Genomic DNA, 20,657 nt, shown 5'->3' with positions numbered 1-20,657 from the left:
ATGACCCATTTAATGTTTGCCATCCCGACCAATCGCCTTGTACTGCCTGCTGTCCAATCTATCCTTATTGAAATGACATCCATGCAGCAACGGGGAATCGATCCGGAAGAGTTAATCATCCTAGATAATGGACCTTCCCATGTAGTGATAAAAAACAAGAAAGACATTATGGCACTTCAGAAGACCACTTCCATTCCGATCATTCACCATGATCTCAATGACCAATTAGAGTGGATTCGAGATCTCGCTGAGCATGGACAATGGGATCTCGCTGAATTAACCCGATTGCTCTATCCTCATCCGGAGGAAGTCGATTATGGTAAGGTTTTTAATATGCTCTATCTCGTTGCTGCCAGGTACGGGCGGAAGGTGATTCATCGCAGAGATTCGGATTGTTTTACTCCCCTGGGTGATGAGACCTTGTATCCCGTTTCGGGGGAAATGCAGTTTATCGGTAAAAAAGTTGCCGAGGTACTTCCTATGATGGATACCTGCGAGAGCCTTACTGATGAATTACTGCAAGAAGAAATCTGGATCGCAGGCAGCGATTACATCGGAGATTGGAATGTGACTCTGGAACTGCTTCAGCAGCATAATACACAGACACTAAATGAATTTCTGACCCTATTAAGCATACCCGAAGCCCGGATACCTGCTTACATTGACGCCAAATACAGTGATGGCGAGCTGAACTTCCGCACTCGGCCGTTATTGATCACCTGTGAGCAGCTTCCCGATATCCCTGAGATTGTCCCCAATTATCCTGAATGCGGAAATATCGCGATGATGGAGATTTTTAAGTGGATTCCCAATTTTATCGGCTCCCACTGTATCGGATTCGATTATCACACTTATATATTGGGCTCCCTGTTAAAAGTCCCCGCAGTCTATCATACCCAGCGGATTATTCATGCCCATGAATACACCCGTAAGCAGCAGGACGGAACCTTGAACTATTGGAAAGGCATCGCGAAGCTGGCGGATTACAATTTTTTCATAACGGAATTCCGCTGCAATTATTTGCACCGGCTAGCCCTTCCTGAAGAGAACGGTTTTCATATTCTCCGGGATACAGGACCCTCCACTTTGGTGAATCTGCTATCCGAATGCCAGATGAACTTGGACAGGAAGACAAGATTAGGCTTGGTTCATGACCTGGCACACAGAATTCTACTGCCCTCCGGGCTGGACGAATATCGCCAAGTTGCAGAGGAACTGGAACGTGGTGCAAGCCTTCTGATTGACGAACTCGATGATGATTATACTAGAAGCATTAAGCTGCAAAATATCTGGAGAGAGTTAATCCATCTTTCTGAGCAGATAGGAAGCGAATCCAGATGCAACGCATATTGAATCAACTACTAGCCGATTTAGCGGAATCTAGAGACATCCCGGCATATCTGCCTGCCTTGGCTTGCACCTTTCTTATGGGTGTCGGTTTCTCCTTGACCATGACATTCATGCCATTGTTCGGAATGCAGCAAATTGGAATGAGCTCATGGATGCTGGGGATATTTTTGACCGTCTCCTCTATGTTCGAGGTGGGGGTGTCCAGCTGGATCGGCAGGTTATCTGATAGACGGCTTAATCGAAAAACCATACTACTCGCCGCATCAGCAGCTGCAATCATCGGCTATTCTCTTTTTGCTGTTTTTGAGAATTATTACACTTTACTGATCGTATCCATTACATTCATTGCGCTGGCGACTTCTGTATTCCCGCAAATATTTGCCTATGTGAGGGATGCAGCCACTGCGGTGAACAAGGACGCAGCCATTGCGATATCTCTGCAAAGAACCTTATTTTCCCTTTCGTGGGTAGTAGGCCCCCTGCTTGCCCCCTTGTTGATCAGAAATCGGGATTATAGCGCGTTATTCCTATTTGTTGCGGGTCTGTATGCTGTAATAGCATTGATTGTATTTGTATATCTGGTTAGATATGACCGTCCTTCCGTGACTGACACGGACCTAACTTTGGCACGGACAAAGACTCCCAAACAAACGGGACGCTGGCTGCTGTGGGTCTCCATCTCTGCCTTCATGATTTTCGAGACCAGCAATGCTATGTCAGGAATTGCCTTACCTTTGCTTACTACGGTTAATCTTCGCGCTACAGACCAAACCGTCGGTTGGCTGGTTGGGCTGGGCGCTCTGCTACAAATCCCGTTTATGCTTGGATTCGGTCTATTGGCTAAAAAGTACGGCAATACGTTCATTATGAAAGCCGCTGGTGTGTTTGGCGTTCTTTATTTTGTTTTATCGTCTGGAGCGGATACAACCTGGCAACTGGCAGCTTGCCAGATTCTGAATGCTGCCTACGTGTCTATTGTACTGGGCGTTGGCCTCAATTATTGTCAGGAGCTAATTCCAGAATCCCCTGGAACCGCGACAACAATGTATTCCAATGCTACAACCATCGGACTTATGCTTGGCGGATTCATGGCTGGGAGTATTGGGGAGTGGATGGGGAACCGCGCGATATTCATCGCCTGTGCCACCCTGGCTGGCCTTGGACTCGTGCTTATTAACAGCACAAGCTTACTAAGCAATAAGAAAGATTCCATGAAGCAGGCTGAAACGTTAACATAACCACTGACTAATCACGAAACCTGCAGGTATGAATACCGTACTACAGGGGTAATTAAGTAATAAGACCGCACTAAGCGGCCTATATAACCCTAGAGGAGGAAACATGATGCTAAAAAAAATTCTCGGCAAAGTCCTGCACTCCATGGAACACTCCCAACATGGAAGGCGAAGCAGATCTTCAAGCGGTCATAAAGAGAGGCCTGTATACGGCAGACATTCTAGCAGTAATCACGGATACAAACGCCACTCATCTTCGGACGCGCACCATGGAGGAAATGGACATAAATATTATAAGAATCGCTACGGCAGCTCAAGCTAATCTTTGCCCGTTTGAGCACTGTTCCAAAATCACAAGGCGCCTTTCATCTTTTGGATGAAGGCGCCTTTTTTGTGCGGAAATCAATATGACTGCAGACTCTCATGCAAAGCTTCGGCTTCACGGACAAAAACGGCTGTATCCGGGTAGGCTTCCTGTTCTCCGAGAAGCCGGGATACGATACGCAGCATTCCTGGCGACAAGTCCAGTTCTTCCCGCCAGCCCCGCTCCGCCACTCCCGGTTCGGGTCTGAAACCGGAATACAGCATGAACAGCATGAATTGCCCGATATCATACAAATCCGAGGCAATAACCGGCGGCTTCCGTTTCGGTATCTCCTCCACCTTCGGGCTCCGCCTCTCCAGCACCGTTTCCGCCTCTCCGATCCGCCTTGCCAACCCGAAATCAATCAAGTATACTTCTTCATTATTCTGGAGAATCACATTAGGAATTCGCAGATCAAGGTGAACATATCCACGCGAATGGACATGGGCTACCAATTCCATCAGTCTCAGGGTTGTGGCCAGGCACTCCCGCTCCCCGTAGACCACGTGCTCATCGAAGATCAGATTCTCCAGCGTTTTACCCTCTATATAATCGGTCACCAGCCACTTTGAACCCCTCTGCTCAAAGTAACCGCGGCATTTGGGAATGTGGGGATGATTCATGGCCTGTAGGATATCCCGCTCCTTGGCCAGCATACTCCGTCCCACCGCTTTCTTGCTCGGTCTGGACTGCTTGACAGCTAGAAGAGCTCCATCCCTGGAGTCGAAGCACCGGTAAGTAAGCCCGTAGCTCCCTTCCCCTAATAGGGATTCTATCGTATACCATTCACCGATCCGGCTCCCTTCCGGAAGCGGGAAATCCCGCCAGGCCTGAACAAATCTTCGCCACCGTTCAAATACCATTACTCTTCCACCCCACATTCTCTATAGGTTATAGAACACTAGTAATGTTATTATCTCATAGATGACGATATTCAGCGGCTGACTGAAGCCATTTCTGCCAGGATACTTTCTCCTCTTCCAATGAATTTAAGCGAATAGATGGATTCGAATTAAAACTCTGAGATTATTGGATAGATTTGACTTCTCAGATTGAAGTCATAGTTCTGGTCAACAATACCTACCACATCGTTGCTATCATATAGCTCTATCATGAAACCCGCCATTTGTTCGGCAGTGTGGTACTTAGGCATGTTTGCTTTGTAATCAAATTCTTCAGCATCGATTGATTTCTTCACAAATTCCGTTTCGGTTATTGCTGGTGCTAACACTTTTGCTTTCAATTTCGCACCTTTAAGCTCCAGTTCTTTGGCAAGCCCTTCGGTGAAGGCACTGACATAATATTTAGATGCAGAATAAGCCACACTCCCCACAGCAATCGCATATCCGAGTGCCGATGATACGTTAATCAACTGAGTTCCTTCTACATTAGCGTAATCCCGCACAAATAGTGTAGAAAGGATCGTCAAGGATTCAATGTTAACACGAAGCATGGTTTCAACTTTGTCTAAATTCTGTTCTGCTACAAAAGAAGCTTCACCAAGCCCGGCATTATTAATCCAGGTTTCAATTTGGTATTCCTTCAAAGTGTTATACAGTGTGTAGGCCTGCTCTGTATCCGACAGGTCACTTGTATGAACAATAACATCTACATTCGGATCCATAACCTGGATTGCTGATTTAAGCTCTTCTAATTTATCTAATCGTCTGGCTACCAAAATTAAGTTTTTACCGCGTGCAGCAAACGCCAATGCTGTTTTATATCCAATTCCTGAGCTTGCTCCTGTGATCACTGTGTACTTCATCTTAATTCTCTCCCTTTAATAAGTATTTTTTAGATAATTGAAGAATGATCGTTCTACTTTAGTTAAAATAAAACGGTCACTCTAACTTGGTCTAGCATATCATTTCTAGAACGTTCAGTAAAGAATTATCTTTCCAGATATTCTCGCATTATTTTGCTTTCAGAATCATTTGACCCCAAGTATGTGTGATGAAATCCGGGGCGAACTTCATGGAAAAACGCATTACTTTAGTAAAACCTGCGTTCACGCGTAGTTTGTTTTTTTCCATCCCAGTAATACCAGCATTAACAAGCTTCGCCAATGGCAAAGAGATCATCTTATTCAGGAACCCTTCGTCATACGTGTCTGTGAGATTGGTTTCGGAAATAACGGGTGGACAAAGTTCCATCACATGAATATTTTTTCCTTTGGCACGAATTTGCTCACGTAATGCATCACTGAACATGTGGACGCCTGCCTTCGTTGCAGAATAAGCCGGTGCGTTAGCAACTGTAATATTTGCAAGCAGTGAGCTGACGTTAACAATCATGGCCTCCTGTTGTTTGGCTAACAGTGGCAACAAAGCCTTAGTGACATAGATGGTGCCGTTCAAGTTCGTGGTGATTTCTGCTGTAAGGTGCTCGTAGGTGATACTTTGATCAAACAAGTCATATTCGTGCATTATACCAGCATTATTAAAAACAATATCCAGTTTCGGATAGTGTATAGCGAGTTCTTGGGCCAGCTGATCAACGCTTATGGGATCACTAACGTCTGCCGCCAGCCCAATGAGTCCGGGATTGTTCTTTACTGCCTGGTCGATGCGCTCTTGTGAACGCCCTGTAATGATCACGGTATTTCCCATCGCGAGAAAACGTTTAGCAAAAGCAAAGCCAATCCCGGAGGTCCCGCCCGTCACCAATATCGTTCTATTTATTAATTTCATTGTTATCGTCTACTCTCCTTAGAATCGGATAATGACTTTTCCTTTGGGATGACCTGTAGCCACAAAATTCAGTGCTTCGTTAATATCTTCAATGTGGAATTCTGTCGGGTCCACCGCTGGGACAATCCCGTTATCTTCAATAATCTTCGTAATTTTTTTTAACTGTTCGCCATCACTCCGTACAAAAATAAAATGATATTGAATCTTCTTTTTCTTCGCTTTGTAATCATATTTAGCCCCGGCAATGGCGAAGAGCTTTTGCTTCCAGCCTGACAAGCCGATATCTTCGGCAAAACGTTTGTTAGGACCCGTCCGCAGAGAAAGAAGGCGACCACCTGCTTTGATAATTGAAAGCTCATGATCAAATTCGCTTGGTCCCAAGGTGTCCATCACATAATCTACATCACGAAGTTGTTCCCAATAGTTCTCCGTCGTGTAATCAATATATTGGTCTGCTCCAGCCGCCATTGTCCGTTCACGAGCTTGCGGGTTTCCGCTGACGATGACCTTAAGCCCCATGCTTTTGGCGATAGGAATGGCCATTTGGCCAAATGAACCCGAACCCCCGGGGATAAACACGCTTTCGCCAGCTTTAGCAGCTAGTTCTTCATGTAATCCTTGATAGGCAGTCAAGCCTGTTAATGGCGCAGCAGCACCGGTCACAAAATCCAGATTAGCGGGTAAGTGCCCGATAGCATCTGCACGAATCGCCGCGTACTCAGCAAAAGCACCAATTTTGTGAAGTGGCAGGCGTGAATAAATGGCATCACCCACTTTATATTCATGGACGTTCTTACCGACCTTCTCAATAACACCCGTCAGCTCGTTACCAAGTACCAGTGGAAATTCATAATCCTGGATCAGCTTCACGCTTCCGGTAGCGATAAGCAATTCCAAATGATTAACCGCTGCTGCCTTCACCTTGACCAAGACTTCGTGATCACTTATTCCCGGAACTGGAATATCGTTGACTTCTACTATGAACTTTTTCGAATATTTGGTGATCTGTGCTGCTTTCATAATGGATGGCCTCCTTTGCCCTGAATAAAAAGTAACATTTATCGTATTTTGTAACTTGCACAACAAGCATAATCCCAGAGGTTACAAAAGTCAACATTTGTTACCCGCTATTAAATATGCTAAAATGCAGGCAGGTGTACACGATGATTAAGGAATTTATTGATTGAGGAAGGGATGGAAGCACAGTGGCTAAAATCACACAAGAGCTCATTATTGAAACAGCCGAGGCATTAATGGAGCGCACGGAAAAATCCGAAGTGACGCTCTCCCAAATTGCGGATGAATTAAGTATCACCCACGCAGCGCTCTATAAACATTTTAAAAATAAGCAAGAGCTCTGGGCAGCCGTCTCTAAGAACTGGTTCAACCGGATGATTTCAGAACAAATCCAAATCGATATGACTCATTCGGCTAATCCTAAGGAATGGCTCCATGATTGGCTCTGGGCCTTTGCGAATGCCAAAAAACGCGCCTATAACGAGAATCCCAAGATGTTCGCCCTGAATACGCAATACGTTGATAGCAATCCACTGGTATTACGCGACGTTCTATGGGATTCCTACCAGATTATTGACGGCTTCATGGACTATCACGATCCACACTTAGAAAGAGCAGAGGCGATTCTATCCGCGTTTGCGGTATTTAGCCTACCATCCTTCAAAGAATCCTGGAATTACCCAGACTACCAAGACAGGTTCGAACGGATATGGAATTTGATCAAACAGGGGCTGTGAATCCAAAAAAACCGCTCTCTTATCGAAGAGAATTTGCAAAAATAAACACACCGGCAGAAAATGACGGTGTGTGTGAAGTAGTTCCTAAATGAACAATTAGATATTATTTGAAAGTGTTGGCGGCTTGCCCATCCAGCAGGATGATCAGCATAGCATTCCCTTCCGCATCATAGGCTGTTGATACCAGTTGTTTGGCTCTAAGCTCTTCCCCCGAGAGCGAATTCAACTTTATTGCAGATCCTTCCACAAGTTGCTTCGCTTCTGTATCGTAGTAATACTCCATATATTTCTCATTACTCTCAAATGCATATTTCTCTCCGTATAACTCTTTAATATTCGCTTTCGTCATGCCGGTTTCAGCCCCCCGGCCAGTTCTATATGTCCCCTGGGATTCTCTTTTCAGCGTTATGGCTACGGCCTTATCATCCCTGTAGAGCACGCTTACTCCAGACTCATATGTATACGAATTGGGAATCCCTACACTTCCGGTCCCTAGCACCTTCTCCGCATCCTTGCGGCGCATGCCGTAGCTGACCTTTTCTTTGCTGTTATCTACTTTGTAGATGGCCATATCCTGCTCCGAGAACGTATCCGGCTCCATCTTGGCGGCCTTGGAATTACTGGCCCCTGAACTGCCGCTGCAACCTGCCAGTACAAAAAGTAGAAGAGTTGAAGTCAATAAGATATAAAATCTTTTAAAACCCAATGATTTTCCTCCTCTGGTTTATTATTCAATTATATTAACACAGCGTATGTTAACCAACCAAGCGTCTGACTACTATCGATCTTTTTGTTGTTATCCCGAGCGGCAGTTTGCGTAGCTGCCGAACATACTTTCCATGAATCCACTATTGTGGAAATAACATAAAAAAAAGCCAGCCTCCTAGGAGACTAGCAAATTGGCCTTCATCCCGGTACGATTTCCTGGGGCAATGTTTGGAATCAGCCATGTACCGGAGGTTATCGTTTGGATTAGACGGCAATAGCCTTTAAGTTAGGCGAGACCAGTAGCTCGGCGCCGGTTGCCTTTTGAACGTCTTCCACCGATAGACCCGGCGCAATTTCACTCAGCATCAGCCCTTTGCCTGGAATCACATCGATGACAGCCATTTCGGTTACAATGGTTTTCACAACATTTACAGCAGTGAGGGGCAGCTTGCAATTTTTTAGTATTTTCGGTTCCCCATCTTTATTCACATGCTCCATGGCTATAATGACACGCTTGGCCCCGACCACCAAGTCCATAGCTCCCCCCATGCCAGGCACTTTTTTCCCTGGAATCATCCAGCTTGCAAGGTTGCCGTTCTCATCAACCTCCAGGGCACCCAAAACGGTGATGTCCACATGCCCTCCACGGATGATGGAGAATGAAAGCGCACTGTCAAAATAGCAAGCTCCTGTCATGGTTGTAACGTAACTTCCGCCAGAATCGATACAATCGATACTTTCTTGTCCCTTTGTGGCTTTGGGGCCCACACCGAGGATTCCGTTCTCAGCCTGCAGCATAATATGAACATTATCGGGAATATAGTCTACCGCCATGGTAGGCATGCCAACCCCCAGGTTGACCACATCGCCGTCTTTGAATTCCTGGGCGATTCTTCTCACAATGAATTCTCGGTTATTCATGGGTATCCCCTACCTTTACAATGGCATCAATAAATATTCCAGGTACGTTAACATGATTGGGATCGATCTCCCCGAGCTTTACATATGCATCTGTCTCGGCTATTACATAATCTGCCGCCATAGCCATAACGAAATTGAAGTTGCGTGAAGAGCCGTTGATCACAAGATTCCCCGCTTCATCTGCCTTATGGGCTCTGATTAGCGCCACGTCTGCTTTGAGTGGCAGTTCGAGCAGATATTCCCTTCCGTCAATATCTATTTTCCTTTTGCCTTCCTCTACAATGGTACCTACACCTACAGGTGTTAAAACACCGCCCAGGCCCGCTCCTCCTGCACGTATTTTTTCTGCTAACGTGCCTTGCGGGAAGAGGCTCACCTCCGCTTCTTTGGTCATAAGGAGTCTTCCTGTTTCCGGATTGGAACCGATATAGGATGCATAAATCCGCTTGACTCTGCCGCTTTTTACAAGCTTATATATAGATAATTCCGTGGTACCCGTATCATTGGAAATAATGGAGAGATTATCGGCGGAGTGGGTCTCGACAAGCGCTCGTACCAACTGTTCCGGGTGGCCTCCGGCCAGAAAACCGCCGACCATCACCGTGTCTCCGTCTTTGACCTTCTTAACGGCGTCTTCTGCGGAGATTAATTTGTTATTCATGGTTTCTGACTCCTTGTATATTTTTTTTGAGAATATAAGAATTTTTTACTGGAGATAGTCATGAATGACTCTTGCATATGGCAGCGTTAAATCGGCAATAAAGTGTTTGCCGCCGATATACGCTTTAACTGGCAAATCTGCCACAGGAGCATTGACATGGGGGATCAGGCTTAATCGGGCCGGCCCTGACCAAGCGCCTTTTACGTTAATATTTTCGAGATTATACGCAACTAGCTGCGCAATTTTAGGGGTACCGTCAACATCGGGAATTAATTTTAAATTCACTTGGGTTTTTGCGATGGCTCTAGCCGTATCCTCTTCATCGAGAATGTTATGTTTGAAAGGCATGGTACCCAGGGCCACCTGAACATGGTTATAATGCAAAGTACCGGTCAGCGTCTCCGTGCCTTCAACACTGAGGCGGGGATTCGCCCACTTTTTGGGAAACCCCCAAATTTCACGTCCTCCAAGAATAGCAGGCGCGTTATCCAAATACATTTGGGCAACAAAATTGCAGGATTCCCCATGAAAGGTACACGGGATAACAATACCGCTCTCCTCATAATTTCCTAAACCGGATGAATCAGGCATCTTGATCCATTCATAAGAAACGGTATTGCTTCCATCCGGCTGTAGAGGTTCCGGGACCGCCTGTCTGATCGCAGCGGGATCGGATTCATAAGTAATAATAAAAAACTCCCGGTCGATAAAGCGGTAGGGGGGACGCCCGTAACTGGAGCTGGCCGCAGGCATGGATTGCAGTGAAAGAACCTCTTTTGGATTCATAATTGATCTTGATCTCCCTTTCTGTTAGATATGTGTTAGATGAGTGCATTCTCAACCAGCATCGCGATTCCCATCCCTGTTCCGATGCATAAACTGGCTATGCCGTAACGCGAAGAGCTTCGTACCATTTCATGCACCAACGTAACCAATATCCTAGCTCCGCTTGCACCGACAGGATGTCCGATCGCAATTGCGCCGCCGTTGACATTCACCTTCTCCGGGTTGATCCCAAGCTCTTTCAATACCGCTAATGCTTGTGCAGCGAAGGCTTCATTAATCTCAAACAAATCGATGGCATCAAGAGGGATTCCCTGGTCCTTAAGAAGTGACGAAATGGCTCTCACCGGACCCATTCCCATGTATGCAGGGTCAACGCCAACAAGGGAATAACCCTTGATATAGGCTAACGGTTGTACCGCATGTTCCTTGCATTTGTCTTCCGACATAACAAGTACAGCCGCCGCTCCATCATTGATCCCCGAGGCATTTCCGGCAGTAACCGATCCGTTTTCCTTAAATGCAGGTTTTAAATTGGAAAGTTTTTCTTTGCTCACATCTCCTCTTACATGTTCGTCCTCTGAGAACCAAACACTCGCTTTTTTGGTTTTGGTCATAACGGGAACAATTTGCTCTGCAAAAACCTGCTTGTTTTTTGCTTCTATAGCCTTGATCTGGCTTCCATAGGCAAATTCATCCTGCTCAAGTCTTGAAATGTTATATTTCCCGGCAATGTTTTCCGCAGTAATCCCCATATGATATTTATTGATGGGACACGTAAGGCCGTCGGTTACTACAGTGTCTATCAATTCACTATTGCCAAGCTTGTAGCCATTTCGTGCATTCCTTAGCACATAAGGGGCGTTCGACATGCTCTCCATCCCTCCAGCCAAGAGGACGCTGCCTTGTTCTGCCAAAATAGAGTTGTAAGCTAAAGCGACGGCATGAAGCCCTGAACCGCAAACTGTGTTTATTGTTGATGCAGGCACATCAATGGGGATGCCAGCTTTTAGTGCCGCCTGTCTGGCAGGATTTTGGCCAATACCCGCTTGAAGGACATTTCCTAAATAAATTTGATCAATCAATGCAGGCTCTAATTGGCTTTGCTGAAGGCAGGCAGTCATCACGTTTGCTCCTAATTCTGTAGCGCTTACCGTTGAAAGTCCGTTGTTAAAAGAACCCACAGCTGTTCTTAATGGGCTTACTAATGCAACTTTTTTCACAAAACCTCACATTCCTTTCCATTTGTTTAAGAAACCATACTTACATGCGGGTATATATCACGGTGTATGAGAGAGTGAGCGTTACGGTTTGATCACCTTCCTCCTTCATCCTTCCTCCGTCCTTTTATTTGGAATTTTTTAACACATTTATCGTAAATCTAATATTCATTTTACTCAATGTTCAAATAAATACATAAATTCCCATATCAATATGTATGAGGCCTTGTATACTCACATAATGTAATTGTTCTACCATTTCCTTTGAATTTCTGGTTATTAATGGTTATTTCTGATTGTTTCTGAAAAAATGTATGAAAAGAGACAAAAAAGTTCACGTCGAAAAGCGCTCCGGCAGTTCATCGGGGCTGGAGGCGTCCTCGATCCTCCGCTGCATGATCTTGCCTGTTTTGTCCATGTATGCGCTTTCGGTGGTTTGGCCAACGCTCATTCTCATGTGATCGCTCCTCATGAAAAAAGAGCCGTGCTTCAAGCTCGGCTCTTACCTGCAATATCTTTAGTTCAGTCTTCCTGTTCCAAGCGCTCAGAATACTCGCTTCTTATCCCTCTCCTCAATTAAGATCTGCACCGACTCCTTGAACCTCAGCGCATGCACAATCTCCCGCTCCCGCAGGAACTTCAGGCTGTCCTGTAAGTCCACATCATCAGTCATGTCGATCAGCCACTGGTATGTAGCCCGGGCTTTCTCTTCGGCGGCAATGTCTTCGTAGAGATCGGCAAGCGGATCTCCTTTGGCCTGGATATACGTTGCTGTCCACGGGACCCCCGCTGCATTCTGGTAGAACAGCGCATGATCCCGTGTCGCATAGTTCGGACCCAGTCCGGCGGCTTCCAGTTGATCTATGGTGGCATCCTTGGTCAGCTTGTAGATCATTGTTGCGATCATCTCGAGGTGGGCAAACTCTTCGGTTGAAATATCCGTCAGCACGCCTATCACTTTGTCTGGAATGGCATACCGCTGATTCATATATCGCAGCGCAGCCGCCAGTTCCCCGTCCGCTCCCCCATACTGCTCCATTAGATAACGCGCCATCCGTACGTCGCATTTGCCGACACGTACTGGATATTGCAGCTTTTTCTCATATATCCACATTTGGGAACTATCCCTCCTCAAAGTTTTGTGAGCATATGCCTCCTTCAATCCGCTTCGTACAAAACTCACTTCGGAAGCATACGCTTAGTTATGTGAGCATAGCGTCAAGCCAGCTAGACCTGCCAGGGCCAGGGGGTCTGGTTCCATTCCCATGGACATTTCGAATAGGCACGGCCGAAGTTCTGCAGCGGACCATACAGCTCCTGGAACTGGTTCGCCAGCCGGGTGCGCTCCTGGGTCAGCTGGTTGAACTGCTCGATTGCTTTTAAATCCTCAGGATGAGTATTCAGATACAAATTCAGCTCCACCAATGCAAAATCGAGAACCTGCAGTTGCTCCAGCATCTCATAGTAACGGGGATCGCAAGGACTTGCTTCCATGTCTACTTGCCTCCTTTGCTCTTGGATTCATATGGACTGAATAGGGCAGGCCACAGCGTACCCGCTTTTAGAGCTTCGGGTAAGGTAAACTGCGGCAAGTTAGGCGGCTGGAAATTGATAAATTGATTCGGGGGAACTACGTACGTCTTGAATGGCACCGGCGGGCAAGGATCAAACGGGCCCCGGTACGGTGTCCATACACGCTCCTGGGAATTCATACTTTTCTCCTCCTCTGTTTACTTTCAGCTTCTTACCGGAGTAAACACAGTACTTTGTAATAAATCTATGACCCACAGCCAGCCAGTAGACCAAGGAAAGTTCTTATCCGCTCAACTGAAACGGCCATCAGATATAGACTTACGCAAAAAAGTGTCCCAAGAACCGCTATACGGTCCTTGGGACACTTTGCCCACACTGCTATCCACTTCATTTTTTATAAACTCTACAGATCCCTCATATTCCAATAGACCTGTTCTCCATTGGCCTTGACATCCAGTCTGTGGCTGCCACAGATCAATGTAAGGGTTACCGTCTGCTCCGTACGATTCAGATCCAACTGTTCAAGCCGCCACTCTTTTCCATCTGCCGGGAGCCTCAAATCTTGAGGTAGCACGACCGCCGCTATTCCCGAGTTTTCCCCGGTCACCAGCTTGGCAACAAAGCTCACACTCTCCTGCTTAGAGCCGTAAATCTCCGATACCCAGCTGGGTACCAGCTCTATCTGCGGATGCTCCGGCTGTGAGTCCTGCCCACAGGCTGCCCAACAGATCTGCATGCTAAGCGCATTGGCGGGATAATCAATTTTCACCGCCGGATAAAACTCTTCGTTCACAGTCCCTGCTGCCGCATCCAGGTGAAGCTGAAAACGCTGTTCCACCTCATGTCTTCCCTCGCCTTCCAGCCAGTCGATAATCAGCAGCAGAGGTACGCTTTTCCCCATCAGCAGCCATCGGCGGTGCAGCAGCGGCTGCTCCAGCCGCATATAGCCATTATGCGAGGCATCGATGAAGTCATAATCCTCTTTTTGTGGGTATAAGAATGAAGAAAGCTGTCTCAGTCATAGAAATCTACTTATGGGACAGCCCCGTACTTCCAGTCAGAACACTCATGGCTTACAACAGGCCTTTAAAAGGACTGGGTATTTCGCCTATTACAGGCCTTCCTCATCTTCCCCAGCCTCATCGTCATCCACTGCCAACGGTGTTTCCCGGTGGATGTTGATTCTGGTAATCCGCAGACGCGTAGATTCTTCTACCTCAAAGATGACATCTCCAACGATTACCCGCTTGCCTTTGGATGGATTCCCTTCCAGCTCCTTAAACAGCCAGCCCCCGATCGAATCCACTTCGTCGTCTTCAATCACTACACCGGTGAGGTCGTTTACATCCTCGATCAGCATCCGGCCCTCAACAGAAATGTAATCTCCATTGCGTTCCACACTTGGACGTTCATCCTCGAACTCGTCATGCAGGTCACCTACGATCTCTTCAAGGATTTCTTCGGCTGTGAGCAGTCCGGCTGTCCCGCCATATTCGTCCACCACCAGCGTAAGCTGGGCCTTGTTCTTCTGCATAAGCCGCAGCACATGGCTGATCTCCATGGATTCCGGCACATTAAGGATAGGGCGGACCAGCGATGCCAGATCATTCTGCTGCGCAGCCTCTGCAAATAGCAGGTCGGTGATATGAATGAAGCCGATGATCCGGTCCTTGTCCTCAAAAGCCACGGGATAGCGGGAATGCTTCGTTTCTGTAATAATCCGCATATTTTCTTCCAAAGAAAGATTGCTGTATAACACATCCATATCCGTACGCGGGAGCATGACCTCACGGGCCAGCAGGTCGGAGAATTCAAAGATGTTGTCCATCAGCTTCATCTCATCCTTATCGATGACCCCGCTTTTGGCACTTTGATTCATCAGGATACGGATTTCTTCTTCCGAGTGGGCCGCCTCTGCCTCACTAGCCGGCTCTACGCCTACCAGCCTCAGGAGCGCATTGGCCGAAGCGTTCAGCACCCAGATAAACGGCAGAAATACATTATAGAAGAACATCAGCGGCGCGGACAGCAGCAGTGCAGAGCCTTCTGTTTTTTGAATGGCCAGGGACTTCGGTGCAAGCTCCCCCAGCACAATATGTAAAAACGTAATGATCGAGAATCCGACAATCACGGACACTGTGGAGATCAGAGTATGGTCAGTAACCCCAATCTGAACCATCAGCGGCTCGACGAGCAATTCAGAAATGGCCGGTTCCCCGACCCAACCGAGCCCCAGCGAGGCGAGTGTAATCCCGAACTGGGTAGCCGACAGATAGGAGTCCAGTTTTTTGTTAACCTTCAGCGCATACCCGGCCATCTTGTTGCCTTCACTGACCAGCTGCGTAAGGCGCGACTGCCTCACCTTCACAAGCGAGAACTCTGCTGCCACAAAGATGCCGTTCAACAATACGAGCACCAGAACCAGCAAAAGATTAAGCAGCAATCTCCCTACTTCAAATTCCGCATGCACTATAACAACGCCTCATTTCTACAGAGTGATCGCTTTTCTTGTTTTGAAATCAACCTTCGGATAATACATATCAGCTACGAGAAGATTGGGACCACAGCAGCCGGCTTCATCACAGTGGCAGTTCACCTTCTGATTCATCGGATGCTTCATCTGCCACTCGGCAAAGATATCATCCAGTTTGCCGCTGCCAATGTTACCGAAGGCGGATATATCGGCAAAATCCGTCACAAACACATCCCCTGTGAACAAATTGACATTCACCCGGTTTCTGCCGTCCGGATCATTGCGCAGGGTAACGTTTTTCTCCTCACGCAACCGGCGGAGAAGCTTCTGGTCTTCTTCCAGAAAGCTGCAGGCAAAGAAAGGAAGTGTGCCGAACAGCATCCACATTTCCGGATTGCGGTGGTCCAGCAGATCATGGATCGCTGCTCCCATTTCCTTCAGGGACAGCACAGGGAGCTTCGATGCAAAACTGGACGCATACATCGGATGCACCTCATGCCGCTTTGCCCCCATATCACCAATCAGCTTATGAATGGCCGGCAGCTTGTTATGCGTCCGGTAATTGATCATTGATTCCGCTGATATCAGCATACCGTCATTACTGAGCCGGCGGGAATTTTCCAGCATCGTATCATAGAGCCGGTAAGCCGCTTCCTTAGAAACCGGATGGCCGCTGTTCGCGAAGCCCACCTCATGGAAGTCATCTCCATTCACATAGTTGAAAGAGATATGCATGACATCCAAGTACGGCAGCAGCTGCTCATACCGGGAGTAAGGCATAGTGAGATTGGAATTGATCTGTGAACGGACGCCTCGTTCACGGGCATATTTGAGCAGCGGCACGATGGTATTCTCCACAGTACTGGCACGGAACATCGGCTCGCCGCCTGTAATACTGATCGTCTGCAGATGTTCAACCTCTTCCAGACGGTCCAGCATATTTTTTAAAGGCAGCATTTCTCCTTCTCTGGTGGTCAAGCTGTCGCCAACCGCGCAGTGCTCACAGCGCATGTTGCACAGATTGGTAACCGTCATCTCCACACTGGTCAGCACATGACGCCCATGCTGGCGGAGTGAAGTGATCGGGTCCCAGGGATCGTAGCTTGGCGACAGCTCCCGTATTGGTGATGAAGATGGCTCTAATATACTCATTTTCATGGTACTCCTTCGATGCGTATTCCTTATTATTAACCCAAAAGAAGTGAAAAAGAACGGTAACTTACCCTATATCATACCACGACTTTGCAAAAAACTGCAGAAAGGGCTTAACACAAGCCGCTTATGCCGCCCATCTGTAAAATAAAAAAGCGGGACGGCAACGATGCTCCGCACTCCTGCGGCATGCCCGTTTCCCGTCCTCGCTTCGAACCGGGGCTCAGGTGGTTCTCACCACAACCCCGTCTTCATCGGTCACATCCACAATTACTACAGAAAGCTTGCTGCCCAAATCAAGCTCAAACGGAACGACTGGTTCGCCTTCAGGTCCGTTCAGCACGCGCACAACCGGTCTGTGCGGCGTTGACGGGTCTATTTTGACTACGACACCGCTCTCCCCCGTACTAAGCTTGACGGTTAATCCAAGCGGATAGATGGCCACACGGTCTCTGAACAGCTCCAGCTGCTTCTGTTCATACAGTGTTCCTGAACCTACATACAGCGCTTCTACCGCCTGATGCGGCAGCATGGCCTTCTTGTAGATCCGGTTCGAGGTCATCGCATCGTAGGAGTCTGCAACGCCCAGCCACTTGGCATATTCATGAATTTGCGGACCGGTCAGGCCGCGCGGATACCCCGAGCCATCGATGCGCTCATGGTGCTGCAGTGCGCAGTGCGCTGCAAGCAGCGGGATATTCGGCTCTTCCTTAAGGATCCGGTAACCGATTTCTGTATGAGCCTGCATATGGCGAAACTCCTCGTCGCTGAGCATGCCGGGCTTCTGCACGATTTTGACGGGAATTTGCGTTTTACCGATATCATGCAGCAGCGCGCCCAGCCCGATTACCCGCAGCTCTTCCCTGCTGTAGCCGTAAGCAATACCAAGCACCAGCGTATACAGGCATACATTCAGAGAGTGAGCATACAGGTAGTTGTCGGCTGTGTGCATATCAAGGAGCATGATCATGGGGTCTTCCTGCGTAGCCAAATCATCCAGAATAGAATCCATCACCTTAGAGAATTTCTTATCCAGATGATAAAAGCCCTTAGTAATGCCGGATGCTCCTGACATCTGCTGGAACTGGTTCCTGACGACCTTGAGCGCCTGATTGCGTGTCTCGTCCTGCAGCATGCCGGTAATCTCAACATCTTCCGTGAGGGAATCCTCTATATAGATATAGCCGATGTCAATCTTGGCCAGACGCTTGATCAATGCATCAGTAAGCTCTACTCCATCCGAAAGGAGAACCAGCCCTTCATCATTATATATTTTTTTACCCAGCTTCATTCCCGCCTGAAGCCGATTCACGGATACTAGACGCACCTTGGCTCACTCCTGCCTTTAACGGTAAATTGCTATACTGTTTCAAATCCCCAGGTGACCTCTGTGTGTATACCGTTACCTTGAGTGATTAGTCATGAGCTTGTGAATTAACGCATAATAAACAGCCAGAACACAGCTGCCAGAATAAAGCGGTAGATTGCGAAATGGGTGGGTCTGATCTTCTGAATCATCTTCATGAACGCTACCACAACCACATATGCAACCACAAATGAAATCACAAACCCGATTGCGAAATCCATAATCGTATCTTTCGTAAAATATTGATAGGAATCGAGCAGTTCATAACCTGATGCCGCACACATAATCGGGATTGCAATCAGGAACGAAAAGTCTGCGGAAGCCTTATAGCTGACCCCGCTTAGCATACCGCCCGAGATGGTCGATCCGGAGCGTGAAAATCCCGGCCACAGCACAGAGATAATCTGATAGAGACCAATAGCCAGCGCCTGGCCGTAAGATATATCATCCAGCTCGTGAGCCGTGATCCGGATCTTCCGCCGGTTCACCCATTCCGCAACAATCATCAGAATCCCGCCGGCGACAAGCGCCCAGAGTACAGTGGGGGCTCCAAAGAGACTTTTGATAAAATCACGGGCTATGAAGGCTACCGCAAGCGCCGGTACAATTCCTAGAAGAACATGGATCAGGTTCAGCCTCGAAGCCGGCATGACTCCGCCTCTGCCTGAACGGCGGCGCCCGATGCCCAGCAAGTTCAAAATCCGTTGGCGGTACACCAGCGCAATAGCCAAAATGGCTCCAAGCTGAATGACAATCTCATACGTCTTCATAATCGGTGACTGCTCATCAAATCCGAGCAGCTTGGTTGTTAAAATCATGTGTCCCGTAGATGATACCGGGATAAATTCGGTTATTCCTTCTACAATTGCCAGAATAATTGCTGTAATAGTATCCATATAATCCTCCTGATTCATAGAAAATGAAACCTAATGCGGCTTGTGTTCCTAGTACTCATACACAGTAAAGTCAGTACCTATACAGACCTATTCTCCCAGCGGAGAGACTCGCTTTCTTCAAGGCTTCCCGGACGCTGCAGTTCCATCCGCAGCAAATCCCTCAGGAAATGAGGCAACAGATACAACGGTTCGGTTCCGTTTGCAATGCTCTCATACCCTGTGCGGAACGTGAACATATCCAGTGTTCCTACTGAATATATGGCATCGTCCTCCAGCGGTTCCCCGGCAACAAAAACGGCAATACCGTTATCATAAGGCATGACTCTTGGATCGTACAGGATTTTTAATCCATCCACAGCCAGGCTGCCCAGTACCTTTCCCCGGAATCCGTAGCCGAAAATCGCCTTGGTCCGATACTCTTCCGTAAGGCTCTGCTCAAGAGCCTTGCGAATGTCCTCACCCTTAAGCTGAACAACGCAGGCATTAATCGGAGAGGGACACAGCGCATGCAGTATGCCTGCAGTAATGTTGCCTGCTGGCAGAGATTCAAGCAGTTGACCGCTATTGACGATTGATACAGGTGCTCCTGTATAGCGCCTTACAGCCTGCGCCAGAAGGTTGCCGAAAGGAGATTCTCCCTGCGTATCCAGCACAAGCTCGCGGTCGGTCATGGCTACTGTCTCGTTAAGAACCTCCCGCCCATGCTGTAAATGCAGTGCCGCCGCAGGGAATATCACATCCTCGGTAAGTGACGGGTCTACGGGAAAACATTGGCCACTTGCCAGCACAAAGGGATTACCGGCAGACGCCCGCTCAAAAATAAGACGTCCCACATAACGGCCGAACTTACCGGCACCGCAGACCGCAGTTCCGTTAATGATCTGCGGCGTCTCCAGCATATGATGGGTATGGCCGCCAAGAATAGCATGAACCCCCTTCAGATTCTCAGCCAGCCGTTGATCTGCCGGAAGTCCCAGATGGGAAAGAATAATCAGAAGATCTACCTGCGGAGCCAACAGTTCACATTGTTCACGAAGCGCTTTCTCCGGGTCCAGTGCATCCCAACCCAGCAGTGAATAAAAAGAAGCAAAAGCCGCGGTAGCTCCAGTAACCCCTATCCTGATACCGCCCTTCTCCAGGATCGCATGGCGCTTCATCCAGCCGGGAGGCTCTCCGGTAGTGCTCTCCAGAATGTTGCAGCATACCACCGGACACTGGATACCTGCATACAGGGCAGAGAGTATCTCCCGGGAAAAGGTCAGCCCTTCATTGTTGCCTATAGTTACGGCATCGTAACCAGTCAGGTTAATCATATCGATATTCGCCTGTCCCATGGTCCCCTCAGTCTCTATGGAGAACCGGTCCATATGATCGCCAATATCCATTACCAGCACAGGCTCGTCCCCTGCTATTGCCTTCAGCTTGGCTATTTCAGCAGCAACGGGGCTCATCATTTCAAAGTGGCTATGTATATCATTGGTGTGAATTAGGGTCAACCTTTGCAATGCCCGCTCCATATGCTTCTCTTTCCTCCCACCTGTAAAGCCGTTT

General features: G+C 47.8%; 22 protein-coding genes. 3 read left to right on the top strand and 19 right to left on the bottom strand.

Annotated elements, in window-relative coordinates; genetic code table 11:
- The first annotated feature begins 12 nt into the window (after positions 1–12).
- Both A3842_RS15915 and A3842_RS15910 read left to right on the top strand, forming a co-directional pair.
- Positions 13–1,353 carry a DUF6271 family protein gene (locus A3842_RS15915; RefSeq protein ID WP_074102037.1) on the top strand — a complete coding sequence of 447 codons (1,341 nt, stop codon included), beginning with the start codon at positions 13–15 and terminating at the stop codon, positions 1,351–1,353.
- Complete coding sequence (locus A3842_RS15910) at positions 1,338–2,588, top strand: sugar efflux transporter (RefSeq protein WP_074102036.1); 1,251 nt, start codon at positions 1,338–1,340, stop codon at positions 2,586–2,588. The genes A3842_RS15915 and A3842_RS15910 overlap by 16 nt, the downstream gene beginning before the upstream one ends.
- Before the next feature lie 399 nt (positions 2,589–2,987).
- Here A3842_RS15910 and A3842_RS15900 read toward each other — a convergent pair whose 3' ends face one another.
- The 4 genes from A3842_RS15900 to A3842_RS15885 all read right to left on the bottom strand — a co-directional run bounded on the left by A3842_RS15900 (position 2,988) and on the right by A3842_RS15885 (position 6,659).
- Positions 2,988–3,812 carry a serine/threonine protein kinase gene (locus tag A3842_RS15900; RefSeq protein ID WP_074102035.1) on the bottom strand — a complete coding sequence of 275 codons (825 nt, stop codon included), beginning with the start codon at positions 3,810–3,812 and terminating at the stop codon, positions 2,988–2,990.
- 149 nt (positions 3,813–3,961) lie between these two features.
- Positions 3,962–4,714: an SDR family NAD(P)-dependent oxidoreductase gene (locus tag A3842_RS15895; RefSeq protein WP_074102034.1), complete on the bottom strand. Its 753-nt coding sequence runs from the start codon at positions 4,712–4,714 to the stop codon at positions 3,962–3,964.
- A 148-nt stretch (positions 4,715–4,862) separates the two neighbouring features.
- Positions 4,863–5,639 (bottom strand): SDR family oxidoreductase, encoded by a 777-nt coding sequence (locus tag A3842_RS15890; RefSeq protein WP_074102033.1) that lies wholly within the window; start codon positions 5,637–5,639, stop codon positions 4,863–4,865.
- An 18-nt stretch (positions 5,640–5,657) separates the two neighbouring features.
- Positions 5,658–6,659: an NADP-dependent oxidoreductase gene (locus A3842_RS15885; protein ID WP_074102032.1), complete on the bottom strand. Its 1,002-nt coding sequence runs from the start codon at positions 6,657–6,659 to the stop codon at positions 5,658–5,660.
- Between the two features lie 185 nt (positions 6,660–6,844).
- Here A3842_RS15885 and A3842_RS15880 point away from each other — a divergent pair, with 185 nt between their 5' ends.
- On the top strand, positions 6,845–7,393 hold the full coding sequence (locus tag A3842_RS15880; RefSeq protein ID WP_074102031.1) for a TetR/AcrR family transcriptional regulator: 549 nt from the start codon (positions 6,845–6,847) through the stop codon (positions 7,391–7,393).
- Between the two features lie 103 nt (positions 7,394–7,496).
- Here A3842_RS15880 and A3842_RS15875 read toward each other — a convergent pair whose 3' ends face one another.
- The 15 genes from A3842_RS15875 to A3842_RS15810 all read right to left on the bottom strand — a co-directional run bounded on the left by A3842_RS15875 (position 7,497) and on the right by A3842_RS15810 (position 20,623).
- A complete protein-coding gene (locus tag A3842_RS15875) occupies positions 7,497–8,099 on the bottom strand; it encodes a hypothetical protein (protein ID WP_074102030.1) in 603 nt (200 codons plus the stop codon).
- A 266-nt stretch (positions 8,100–8,365) separates the two neighbouring features.
- Positions 8,366–9,022: a 3-oxoacid CoA-transferase subunit B gene (locus A3842_RS15870; protein ID WP_074102029.1), complete on the bottom strand. Its 657-nt coding sequence runs from the start codon at positions 9,020–9,022 to the stop codon at positions 8,366–8,368.
- The gene (locus A3842_RS15865; RefSeq protein WP_074083920.1) at positions 9,015–9,683 is read right to left on the bottom strand and encodes a CoA transferase subunit A; all 669 of its coding nucleotides are present in this window, start codon (positions 9,681–9,683) and stop codon (positions 9,015–9,017) included. Before A3842_RS15865 ends, A3842_RS15870 begins: the two co-directional genes overlap by 8 nt.
- Before the next feature lie 45 nt (positions 9,684–9,728).
- A complete protein-coding gene (locus tag A3842_RS15860) occupies positions 9,729–10,469 on the bottom strand; it encodes an acetoacetate decarboxylase (RefSeq protein WP_074102028.1) in 741 nt (246 codons plus the stop codon).
- Between the two features lie 35 nt (positions 10,470–10,504).
- Entirely contained in the window at positions 10,505–11,689 is a 1,185-nt protein-coding gene (locus tag A3842_RS15855; RefSeq protein ID WP_074102027.1) for an acetyl-CoA C-acetyltransferase, read from the bottom strand.
- Between the two features lie 331 nt (positions 11,690–12,020).
- Positions 12,021–12,143, bottom strand: coding sequence for a hypothetical protein (locus A3842_RS33335; RefSeq protein WP_256701714.1), 123 nt, complete (start codon positions 12,141–12,143; stop codon positions 12,021–12,023).
- An 87-nt stretch (positions 12,144–12,230) separates the two neighbouring features.
- On the bottom strand, positions 12,231–12,800 hold the full coding sequence (locus A3842_RS15850; protein ID WP_074083917.1) for a manganese catalase family protein: 570 nt from the start codon (positions 12,798–12,800) through the stop codon (positions 12,231–12,233).
- Between the two features lie 113 nt (positions 12,801–12,913).
- Positions 12,914–13,180: a spore coat protein CotJB gene (locus A3842_RS15845; RefSeq protein WP_074083916.1), complete on the bottom strand. Its 267-nt coding sequence runs from the start codon at positions 13,178–13,180 to the stop codon at positions 12,914–12,916.
- A gap of 2 nt (positions 13,181–13,182) precedes the next feature.
- Entirely contained in the window at positions 13,183–13,398 is a 216-nt protein-coding gene (locus A3842_RS15840) for a spore coat associated protein CotJA (RefSeq protein WP_074083915.1), read from the bottom strand.
- Between the two features lie 224 nt (positions 13,399–13,622).
- The gene (locus A3842_RS15835; protein WP_256701721.1) at positions 13,623–14,237 is read right to left on the bottom strand and encodes a heparinase II/III domain-containing protein; all 615 of its coding nucleotides are present in this window, start codon (positions 14,235–14,237) and stop codon (positions 13,623–13,625) included.
- Between the two features lie 93 nt (positions 14,238–14,330).
- Complete coding sequence (locus A3842_RS15830; RefSeq protein WP_074083913.1) at positions 14,331–15,689, bottom strand: hemolysin family protein; 1,359 nt, start codon at positions 15,687–15,689, stop codon at positions 14,331–14,333.
- An 18-nt stretch (positions 15,690–15,707) separates the two neighbouring features.
- A complete protein-coding gene (yfkAB, locus tag A3842_RS15825) occupies positions 15,708–16,844 on the bottom strand; it encodes a radical SAM/CxCxxxxC motif protein YfkAB (protein WP_074083912.1) in 1,137 nt (378 codons plus the stop codon).
- Between the two features lie 223 nt (positions 16,845–17,067).
- Positions 17,068–18,171 (bottom strand): HD-GYP domain-containing protein, encoded by a 1,104-nt coding sequence (locus tag A3842_RS15820; protein ID WP_074083911.1) that lies wholly within the window; start codon positions 18,169–18,171, stop codon positions 17,068–17,070.
- Between the two features lie 107 nt (positions 18,172–18,278).
- A complete protein-coding gene (locus A3842_RS15815) occupies positions 18,279–19,106 on the bottom strand; it encodes an undecaprenyl-diphosphate phosphatase (protein WP_074102025.1) in 828 nt (275 codons plus the stop codon).
- Positions 19,107–19,183: 77 nt separating this feature from the next.
- Complete coding sequence (locus A3842_RS15810) at positions 19,184–20,623, bottom strand: bifunctional metallophosphatase/5'-nucleotidase (protein ID WP_074083909.1); 1,440 nt, start codon at positions 20,621–20,623, stop codon at positions 19,184–19,186.
- Between the last annotated feature and the right edge of the window lie 34 nt (positions 20,624–20,657).

Origin of the sequence: Paenibacillus sp. P3E, from assembly GCF_001909045.1 — a bacterium.
GTDB lineage: Bacteria > Bacillota > Bacilli > Paenibacillales > Paenibacillaceae > Paenibacillus_AQ > Paenibacillus_AQ helianthi.
The sequence above is the reverse complement of the archived record's forward strand: the minus strand, read 5'-3'. Positions and strand labels throughout refer to the sequence as shown.

Bases quoted from the DNA above. Each gene is read 5' to 3' on its own strand.
- A3842_RS15915 (WP_074102037.1), top strand. From the start codon at position 13: ATGTTTGCCATCCCGACCAATCGCCTTGTACTGCCTGCTGTCCAATCT.
- A3842_RS15910 (WP_074102036.1), top strand. From the start codon at position 1,338: ATGCAACGCATATTGAATCAACTACTAGCCGATTTAGCGGAATCTAGA.
- A3842_RS15900 (WP_074102035.1), bottom strand. From the start codon at position 3,812: ATGGTATTTGAACGGTGGCGAAGATTTGTTCAGGCCTGGCGGGATTTC.
- A3842_RS15895 (WP_074102034.1), bottom strand. From the start codon at position 4,714: ATGAAGTACACAGTGATCACAGGAGCAAGCTCAGGAATTGGATATAAA.
- A3842_RS15890 (WP_074102033.1), bottom strand. From the start codon at position 5,639: ATGAAATTAATAAATAGAACGATATTGGTGACGGGCGGGACCTCCGGG.
- A3842_RS15885 (WP_074102032.1), bottom strand. From the start codon at position 6,659: ATGAAAGCAGCACAGATCACCAAATATTCGAAAAAGTTCATAGTAGAA.
- A3842_RS15870 (WP_074102029.1), bottom strand. From the start codon at position 9,022: ATGAATAACCGAGAATTCATTGTGAGAAGAATCGCCCAGGAATTCAAA.
- A3842_RS15865 (WP_074083920.1), bottom strand. From the start codon at position 9,683: ATGAATAACAAATTAATCTCCGCAGAAGACGCCGTTAAGAAGGTCAAA.
- A3842_RS15860 (WP_074102028.1), bottom strand. From the start codon at position 10,469: ATGAATCCAAAAGAGGTTCTTTCACTGCAATCCATGCCTGCGGCCAGC.
- A3842_RS33335 (WP_256701714.1), bottom strand. From the start codon at position 12,143: ATGAGAATGAGCGTTGGCCAAACCACCGAAAGCGCATACATGGACAAA.
- A3842_RS15850 (WP_074083917.1), bottom strand. From the start codon at position 12,800: ATGTGGATATATGAGAAAAAGCTGCAATATCCAGTACGTGTCGGCAAA.
- A3842_RS15845 (WP_074083916.1), bottom strand. From the start codon at position 13,180: ATGGAAGCAAGTCCTTGCGATCCCCGTTACTATGAGATGCTGGAGCAA.
- A3842_RS15840 (WP_074083915.1), bottom strand. From the start codon at position 13,398: ATGAATTCCCAGGAGCGTGTATGGACACCGTACCGGGGCCCGTTTGAT.
- yfkAB (WP_074083912.1), bottom strand. From the start codon at position 16,844: ATGAGTATATTAGAGCCATCTTCATCACCAATACGGGAGCTGTCGCCA.
- A3842_RS15815 (WP_074102025.1), bottom strand. From the start codon at position 19,106: ATGGATACTATTACAGCAATTATTCTGGCAATTGTAGAAGGAATAACC.
- A3842_RS15810 (WP_074083909.1), bottom strand. From the start codon at position 20,623: ATGGAGCGGGCATTGCAAAGGTTGACCCTAATTCACACCAATGATATA.